At 50.7% G+C, this 8046-nt stretch carries 5 protein-coding genes; all 5 read left to right on the top strand.

Annotated elements, in window-relative coordinates; genetic code table 11:
* The first annotated feature begins 108 nt into the window (after positions 1-108).
* Positions 109-2985, top strand: coding sequence for a DUF1553 domain-containing protein (locus ACKPQ4_RS08295; RefSeq protein ID WP_407680722.1), 2877 nt, complete (start codon positions 109-111; stop codon positions 2983-2985).
* A 10-nt stretch (positions 2986-2995) separates the two neighbouring features.
* A complete protein-coding gene (locus ACKPQ4_RS08290; RefSeq protein ID WP_407680721.1) occupies positions 2996-4453 on the top strand; it encodes a DUF1501 domain-containing protein in 1458 nt (485 codons plus the stop codon).
* Positions 4454-4487: 34 nt separating this feature from the next.
* A complete protein-coding gene (locus ACKPQ4_RS08285; protein WP_407680720.1) occupies positions 4488-6173 on the top strand; it encodes an FAD-dependent oxidoreductase in 1686 nt (561 codons plus the stop codon).
* Positions 6174-6290: 117 nt separating this feature from the next.
* Entirely contained in the window at positions 6291-7757 is a 1467-nt protein-coding gene (locus ACKPQ4_RS08280) for a sulfatase family protein (protein ID WP_407680719.1), read from the top strand.
* Positions 7758-8046 (top strand): hypothetical protein (locus tag ACKPQ4_RS08275; protein ID WP_407680718.1); only part of this gene is annotated, 289 nt, incomplete at its 3' end.

Here is an 8046-nt window from a genome sequence, read left to right as displayed (position 1 = left end):
CCCAATGAATTTCTTGGGTGAGCTGGTTTTATGAAGAGTTTTGCGTGACGCAAATCAACAGGTCTTAAACGCAAAAAAAAACAATAAATAATTGTGACTCCAAGGACAATGGAGTGTTATAAAAAGATGCCCAGTCTGTTTCCATATTTGCTTGTGTTTTGCCTGCCCTTGGTGGTTTTTGCGGAGTCCCTTAATTTCAATCGGGATATCCGGCCCATTCTCTCGGAAAATTGTTTTTATTGTCATGGGGTGGATGGCAACAAGAGGGAAGCGGACCTGCGCCTCGACCTCAGGGAGGATGCAATCGAGGGAGGTGCGATCGTGCCGGGAGATTTGGAGGAGAGTGAAATGTACTACCGCATCCACTCGACCGAAGAGGATGAAATTATGCCTCCTCCCGATTCCAACCGGATCTTGTCCTCTGAGCAGAAGAAAATTTTAGATCGGTGGATTTTGGAGGGTGCCAAGTACGAAAGACACTGGGCCTTTGTAGCCCCCCAGGAAAAGACGCCACCCAAAGTGAAGCAGGCCGACTGGGTTCGCAACCCCATCGATTCCTTCGTGCTCGAAAAACAGGAGGAAAACAATCTTTCTCCCAGCCCAGAGGCGAGGAAGGAAACCTTGGTCAAACGTCTCTATGCCGACCTGATCGGGTTGCCTCCCTCTCCCGAAGAAGTGGATGCATATGTTAAAGATACCTCCTCAGGTGCTTATGAAAAAGTGGTCGATCATTTGTTGGCCAGCCCGCATTACGGTGAACGAATGGCTATGGAATGGCTGGATGCCGCCCGCTATGCCGATAGCAATGGTTTTCAGTTTGATGGAGAAACCTATCAGTGGATATGGCGGGACTGGGTGGTGAATGCCCTTAATGAGGACATGCCATTTGATCAGTTTACCATTTGGCAGCTCGCTGGAGATCTTCTGCCGGATGCCAGCACGGACCAGAAAATAGCCAGCGGTTTCAATCGCAACCATTTGAACAACGGAGAGGGTGGGGCCATTCCCGAGGAGCAGCGCTTTGTGATTTTGTTCGACCGAATGGATGTGACCTCCACCACCTGGTTGGGGCTGACTATGGCCTGTGCCCAGTGTCATGATCATAAGTATGACCCCATTACTGCTCGGGACTACTATGGCATGATGGATGCGTTCAATCATGTTTCTGAAAGCGGACGTCCAGGCCAGCAGTCCAAACGGGTGCGGGTGGCGGCACCCTTCATTGAGCTACCCACGGAAGAAAATAAAGTGAAAATCAAAGAGTTTGAGCAGCGGATTGCCAAACTCAGGCAGGAATCTCAGGAAAGAGTTCCATTCGATCCCAAGGCCTCCCCCTTGCCCCGACGAAACGGTCCGGTGCAGGCTCGTTTTGTCCGGGTGACCAACGATACTCCCAAAGGAGTGCTACACCTTGCGGAAGTGGAGATTTATTCCGGGGGAGTGAACCTGGCCTTGGAGGCTAAAGCCTCCCAGAGCAGTCAGTTTGGTGATGCCTCAGCCAATCGGGCGATTGACGGCAATACCAATGGGAAATTTGGCAAAAAGTCCGTCACTCATACCAAAGACGAAACCAAGCCCTGGCTGGAAATTGATTTTGGGGCGGAAAAAACAATTGATCAGATCAAGGTCTACAACCGGCGGGACAGGTTGGAACAACGGCTTAAAAACTTTTGGGTGGTTGCTTACGATGCCAAGCGAGAGCCTCTGTGGGCAAGCCGTGGAGAAAAGGCCCCGGTGCCCCTCTGGGAAGCGGATCTGCCCCAAAGCTTTGAGGAATTCGACAAGGAGCAAAACCGGACCCTGCAAACCTTCATTCAGCAAAATGATCCCAAGAAGGTAAAAGCTACCCAAAAGCAGATCAAGAAACTGGAAAAACAATTGTCTAATTACAAGGGAGATCAGGTGCCTAAAGTCATGGTGATGAACGATGCCAAGAAGCGCCCGACCCACATCCTCAACCGCGGTGAATACCTGAACAAGGGAGAAGAAGTTTCCTTTGCCACCCCCGCATTTCTTCCTCCGATGCAGGAGGGCTTGCCTAAGGATCGACTTGGTCTGGCCAAGTGGTTGGTTTCCCGTGATAACCCTCTTACCTCACGGGTACAGGTTAATCGGATGTGGCAAAGATTCTTTGGAGTCGGCTTGGTCAAGACCTCGGAGGACCTGGGAGTGCAAAGCGAATATCCAGTCCATATGGACCTACTCGATTGGCTGGCGGTGCAATTTCAGGACTTAGGGTGGAGCCAGAAGAAGATGCACCGGCTCATTGTCACCAGTTCTGCTTACCGGCAGTCCAGTCGGATGAATGAATGGCATCGGGAGAATGATCCGGACAATCGGTTGGTGAATCGTGCCAGCCGTTTTCGTATGCCCTCGATGGTTCTTCGGGACTGGGCTCTTGCCAGTTCGGGTCTTCTGCAAAGACAACTCGGAGGAAGCCCGGTATATCCCTATCAGCCGGAAAAGGTTTGGGAAGCACTTGCCGTAAATAAGGGTCGAACCTTTGATTACCCGAACTCGCAGGGTGACGATCTTTACCGGCGCAGTCTTTATACCTTTTGGCGGCGTACTATTGGACCGGTCAATATGTTTGACTCGTCGGATCGTCAGGCCTGCCGTGTAAAGCCCGGGCAAACCTCTACGCCACTCCATGCCCTGACCACCCTCAATGATCCGACTTGGGTGGAAGCGGCCCGTTTTCTTGCCGAGCAGGTGATGCAGGAAAAGGACGAACTTCCTGAGCGGATCGAATATGCATTCCGTCTGGTCAACTCTGAGATCCCATCACCCAGCAAACTTGATATTCTGAAAGCGGCTTACGAGGAGCAGGTAAATATCTATCATAAAAGCCCTGATGATGCAGAAAAACTGCTCGCGGTGGGAGACAAGAAACGCAACCCCAATTTGCCCCTGCCTGAGCATGCAGCCCTGACCAATCTATGCTTGGCTATTCTCAATCTCGACCAGTCCCTTACCCGCGAATAATTTTATAGCCATGAGCCTGTCCACCGATCCTTGTTTTACCCAACTTGAAACCCGTAGAAGTTTTCTCGGCAAAAGTTCCACGGGGGTGGGCCTGGCGGCTCTTGCCGGTCTTCTCAGCCAGGACAGAGCCTTGGGTGCAACCATCGGAAATTACTCCTTTCCCAATTTTCCTCCCCGGGCCAAGCGGGTGGTTGTGCTTTGGCAGGGCGGGGGCCCATCCCACATCGACTTGTTCGACCCCAAGCCTATTCTTACCAAGATGGCGGGCCAGGATATCCCTAATTCCGTGCGTGGAGATACCCGCCTCTCGACCATGTCTTCAAACTACAAAGCATGGCCCTGCGTGCCCGAGATCAAGCCTTATCAAAAATACGGGCAGTGCGGTACCGAGATGAGCACGATGCTCCCCAATCTGGGTGGATTGGCGGATGACTTTTGTTTGGTCCGAAGCCTCCATACCGAAGCGGTCAATCATGCTCCAGGTGTCACCTTCATGCTTACTGGTTCGCAGATTCCTGGCCGTCCCAGCATGGGGGCCTGGCTCACTTACGGTCTGGGCAGTGAATCGGAAGATTTGCCCGCCTATGTGGTGATGACCTCTTCGGACAAAGAAAAAACCTGTGGGCAATTATTTTACGATTATTACTGGGGCAGTGGTTTTCTTCCCAGTAAGCACCAGGGAGTAAAGTTCAATAGTGCCGGGGCTCCTGTTCCCTACCTGAATAACCCAACTGGTATGTCTCGCCAGGGCCGCCGTTCTTTACTCGACAAGTTGTCCACGCTAAACCTCGAACACTATGCGCAATATGGAGACCCGGAGATTCAGACCCGTATCTCCCAGTACGAGATGGCCTTCCGGATGCAGACGAGCGTTCCGGAACTACTCGATTTCAAGAAGGAGCCCGAACATGTGATTAAACGCTATGGCCCGGATGTGGAACAGCGCGGAACTTTTGCCAATAATTGCCTGACCGCCCGTCGCCTACTGGAGCGTGGTACCCGCTTCGTCCAGTTGATGCATTCCGGATGGGACCAGCATAGCAACCTGTTTGGCCAGTTGGAACAACAGTGCGTAGATACCGATGCTCCTTCCGCAGCCCTCATTCAGGACCTTAAGGATCGGGATATGCTCAAGGACACTCTGGTGATCTGGGGAGGTGAATTTGGCCGCACTCCATTTGGGCAGTACAATTCCGGCGACTCCAAAAAGCCAACGGGTCGGGATCATTTTGGCCGTGCCTTCAGCTGGATTATGGCCGGAGCCGGAATCAAGCCCGGTTCTGTGTATGGGGAGACCGATGAGTTTGGGTGGAACATAACCAAGGGAGCTATCCATGTGCATGACATCCAGGCGACTATTTTGCACCTATGTGGGATCGACCATGAGAAACTTACCTTTCGTTACCAGGGTCGGCAATTCCGCTTGTCCGATGTCCACGGTCATGTGGTCAAAGGCTTGTTCAGTTGAAAATCTTTTACCACCATATCTAATTTTTAAATTTATGAAAAAATTCAGTCCTTTGTTGTTCGTTCTTCTTTGTCTACCTGTGCTTGTCACAGCCAATCCATTTTCCGAGCTTTATTATTACCGTGCGGTGGAATCCGGCCCAGCCAAGATATTGGAATGTGATCTTGCGGTATATGGCGGTACGCCTGCCGGAGTAGCCACGGCCATTCAGGCTGCAAAAATGGGTAAGAAGGTATTGTTTTTTTCTTTTAATCATTTTGTGGGTGGTCTGACTTCCGGTGGCCTCACTTCAACCGATGTGGGAACGAAAAAATCCATTGGTGGTTTGGCGAAGAAGTTTTATAACCAAGTCGGTCGAATCAGGGACTTTTCTCCATCTGCGGCGGAAAAACTTTATCTTACCATGCTCGAGGAAGTCGGGGTGGAAGTGTTTTTTCGACGCTGTTTGGTATCGGTGGAGAAGGAGGGTTCGCGAATTGTTTCTGCCACGATGGATACCGGAGAGACGGTCCAGGCAAAGGTCTTTGTCGATGCCACCTACGAGGGTGATCTCTTTGCGGCCGCTGGAGTTTCCTACTATGTGGGCAGGGAGCCTTCCGCCACCTACGGCGAATCCGTTGGCGGGCAATGGCAAACGCTTTCCTATAGGGATGTTTACCAGTTTTGTCGGTTGCCGATCAGCCCCTATGTGGTGCCGGGTGATCCGAGTTCGGGCCTGCTTCCTGAAATATCGTCCGATCCGGCAGGCAAGCCAGGTGAAGGCGATTTTCGCGTTCAGGCCTACAACTTCCGAATGCACCTCTCCAACAGACCAGGCGCAATCTCTTTCCCTAAACCGATTGGGTATGACCCCAATCGCTACGCCTTACTGGGGCGGTTCCTAAATTTTGATTCCGGGCTCCGCTGGACTTTGCATTACACAGTGGCTCCCATGACGGATGGTCCTGTTCAGATGCGCAATGGCGATTCAAATAATGCCGGGAGTTTTTCCAGCGATTATATCGGTGGGAATCACCGTTGGCCCGACGGTACCTATGAGCCGATTTCCTTCGCCCAGCTTCCACCTCCCCGGCGGGGCCTGCCTGTTTCCTTGCTCAATCTTTATGAACTGCGGGAAGATATCTTTCAGGACCATGTCTCCTATCAATTGGGACTTCTTTATTTCTTGGCCAATGATCCACAGGTTCCCGAAAAGCTTAAGGAAAGGGTCAACCGTTTCGGTTTGGCCCCAAAGGAATTCAAGGAAACAGGTCATTGGCCGCATCAGCTTTATGTGCGTGAAGGGCGCCGCATGCTTTCTGACTATGTCATGACTCAGGCAAACTGTGAATCCAAACGAACTGTGGATGATTCCATTGGGCTGGCCTCCTACCCAATGGACTCACACTCCTGCCAGCGCGTAGTCGTTAAGGAAAAGGGAATCATGACGGTTCGCAACGAAGGTAATACGGGTTACAAATGCCCCAAGCCTTATCCAATCGCCTACCGCTCCATTGTGCCCAAGAAAGAAGAATGCACCAACCTGCTCGTTCCACTCTGCTTGTCCGCATCGCATGTTGCCTATGGCTCCATTCGGATGGAGCCTGTGTTTATGATCATGGGTCAGAGTGCGGGCATTGCCGCCAGCCTGGCCATGGACGCGGGTGTTCCCGTGCAGGACATTGATATGAAAAAATTCCGCCAACGCCTCGAATCAGAGAAGCAGGTCTTGTATCATTGATCTCTGTACTCCATTTCATACCGTTGGAGAAAATTTTATCTACAGGCAGTGGGAAAGCTAAACCATGAATCAGACTGATGGTTCGACACTTGGCATTGAGGCGACTAACAAGAGCCAATGACTAAGTGTATACAGAACTTCATCTTTTGGGCTACATTCCTTGGCTTGTGCATCTCTTGGCTTCGGGCTAATGAACCAAAACCCAATATTATTTTCATTCTTGCTGATGATCTTGGATATGGAGAGATCGAGGCACTGGATCCTGGGCATGCCCAAATACCCACTCCCTCTGTTAACCGGTTGGCAGAAGAGGGAATGATTTTTACTGATGCCCATACCAGTTCATCCGTGTGCTCACCTACCCGTTACAATTTTTTGACAGGTCGTTACAACTGGCGGACGAGGTTGCAGAAATTTGTCATTGGGGACGGAGAACCTCCACTTATCGCTAAGGATAGAAAAACCATCGGTCACCTGTTTCAAGAGCAGGGTTACCAAACGGCTATCTTTGGCAAGTGGCACCTTGGCTTTCAGTTTGTTCTCGCAGAAGGAGCAGAGAAGCGCCCCAAGAAGAAGGGCAAAGCCAAGGATACCGATGACTCTTATTTGCTTTCTCAATACCCCGTTGGATCCAAAGTCTTGGATGGCCCGATCACCCGGGGGTTTGATCAATATTACGGCTTTCATCATGCCCGCAGTATGAGCAGTGTCATCCGGGGAGATAAAATTATCCGGGAGGACCCTATGGTGGAGATGCTTCCGAAATTAAATCAAGAAGTATCGGAATACATAGATGCCAAGGCCAAGGATGCAAAAAACGGTAAGCCCTTCTTTATCTTCATGCCCTTGAGTTCCCCTCATTCTCCGGTGGTTCCAAGCAAGAAGTTTAAGGGATCCACCAAGCTTGGGGATTATGCAGACTTTGTTTCCCAGACGGATCACTCTGTGGGGGTGGTGCTCGATGCTCTCGATCGAAACGGTATCCGGGGAAATACCATTGTGGTCTTCTCTTCTGATAATGGATCGGCTGGTTTTTCCAGGCAGGTGGAAAAGAATGCACCGAGCCACCGTTGCAGTGGGCCTTTGCGAGGGCGAAAGGGCAGTCTTTGGGATGGAGGGCATCGCGTGCCATTCGTACTCAGTTGGCCGGCTAAAGTAAAGCCTGGTAGCGAAACAGATCAACTGGTCTGTCTCGGTGATTTTCTGGCAACGATGGCCGATTTGCTGGCGGTGGAATTACCGGATGATATGGGAGAGGATAGTGAAAGTTTTCTTCCCGCTCTCTTTGAAGAGCCAATTCAAAACCCCCGAAAGGTTATCGTACATCATGATATAGCTGGCAGGTTTTCTATTCGGCAGGGACAATGGAAATTACTGCTTAAGAGTTTAGGTGCCAATCAAGAGCAGCTCTATAATTTGAAAGAGGATCTGGGCGAAAGTACCAACCTTGCAAGGAACTATCCAAAGAAAGTGAAGGAGCTACTGGCCTTACTGGAGGAACAGGTGGCCAATGGCAGGAGCACTCCCGGTGCTTCTCAAAAAAATGATGTAAAGATAGATCTTTGGAAGATTGCAGGTAAATAAGTGGATTCATCCAAAATCAAAAATATTTTCTGGGATGTGGATGGGGTCCTTGCCGATCTCAACTATGCCTACTACCATTTTCTGACGGGTCATCCAAAATACCGCGAGCAATACGAGGGCTTGAAATGGGAACAATTGCCCGAGGTTCTTCCGATTCTTCCTGAGTACGGTGCCTTGGAATTGAAGACTCATCCGGAACATGGCAAAGAGATGGACCGGGACTTCTGTGCCGATCAGAAGTTTTTCCGAGATCGTCCACTGTACCCTGGGGTGATCGAATCACTCAAAG

It is taken from the genome of Candidatus Chordibacter forsetii, assembly GCF_964187505.1.
Lineage (GTDB): Bacteria > Verrucomicrobiota > Verrucomicrobiia > Opitutales > Seribacteraceae > Chordibacter > Chordibacter forsetii.
Note: the sequence above shows the minus strand (reverse complement) of the source record. Positions and strands in the feature narration are given on the sequence as shown.

Coding starts and splice junctions, on each gene's coding strand:
- ACKPQ4_RS08295 (WP_407680722.1), top strand. CDS start 109: ATGGAGTGTTATAAAAAGATGCCCAGTCTGTTTCCATATTTGCTTGTG.
- ACKPQ4_RS08290 (WP_407680721.1), top strand. CDS start 2,996: ATGAGCCTGTCCACCGATCCTTGTTTTACCCAACTTGAAACCCGTAGA.
- ACKPQ4_RS08285 (WP_407680720.1), top strand. CDS start 4,488: ATGAAAAAATTCAGTCCTTTGTTGTTCGTTCTTCTTTGTCTACCTGTG.
- ACKPQ4_RS08280 (WP_407680719.1), top strand. CDS start 6,291: ATGACTAAGTGTATACAGAACTTCATCTTTTGGGCTACATTCCTTGGC.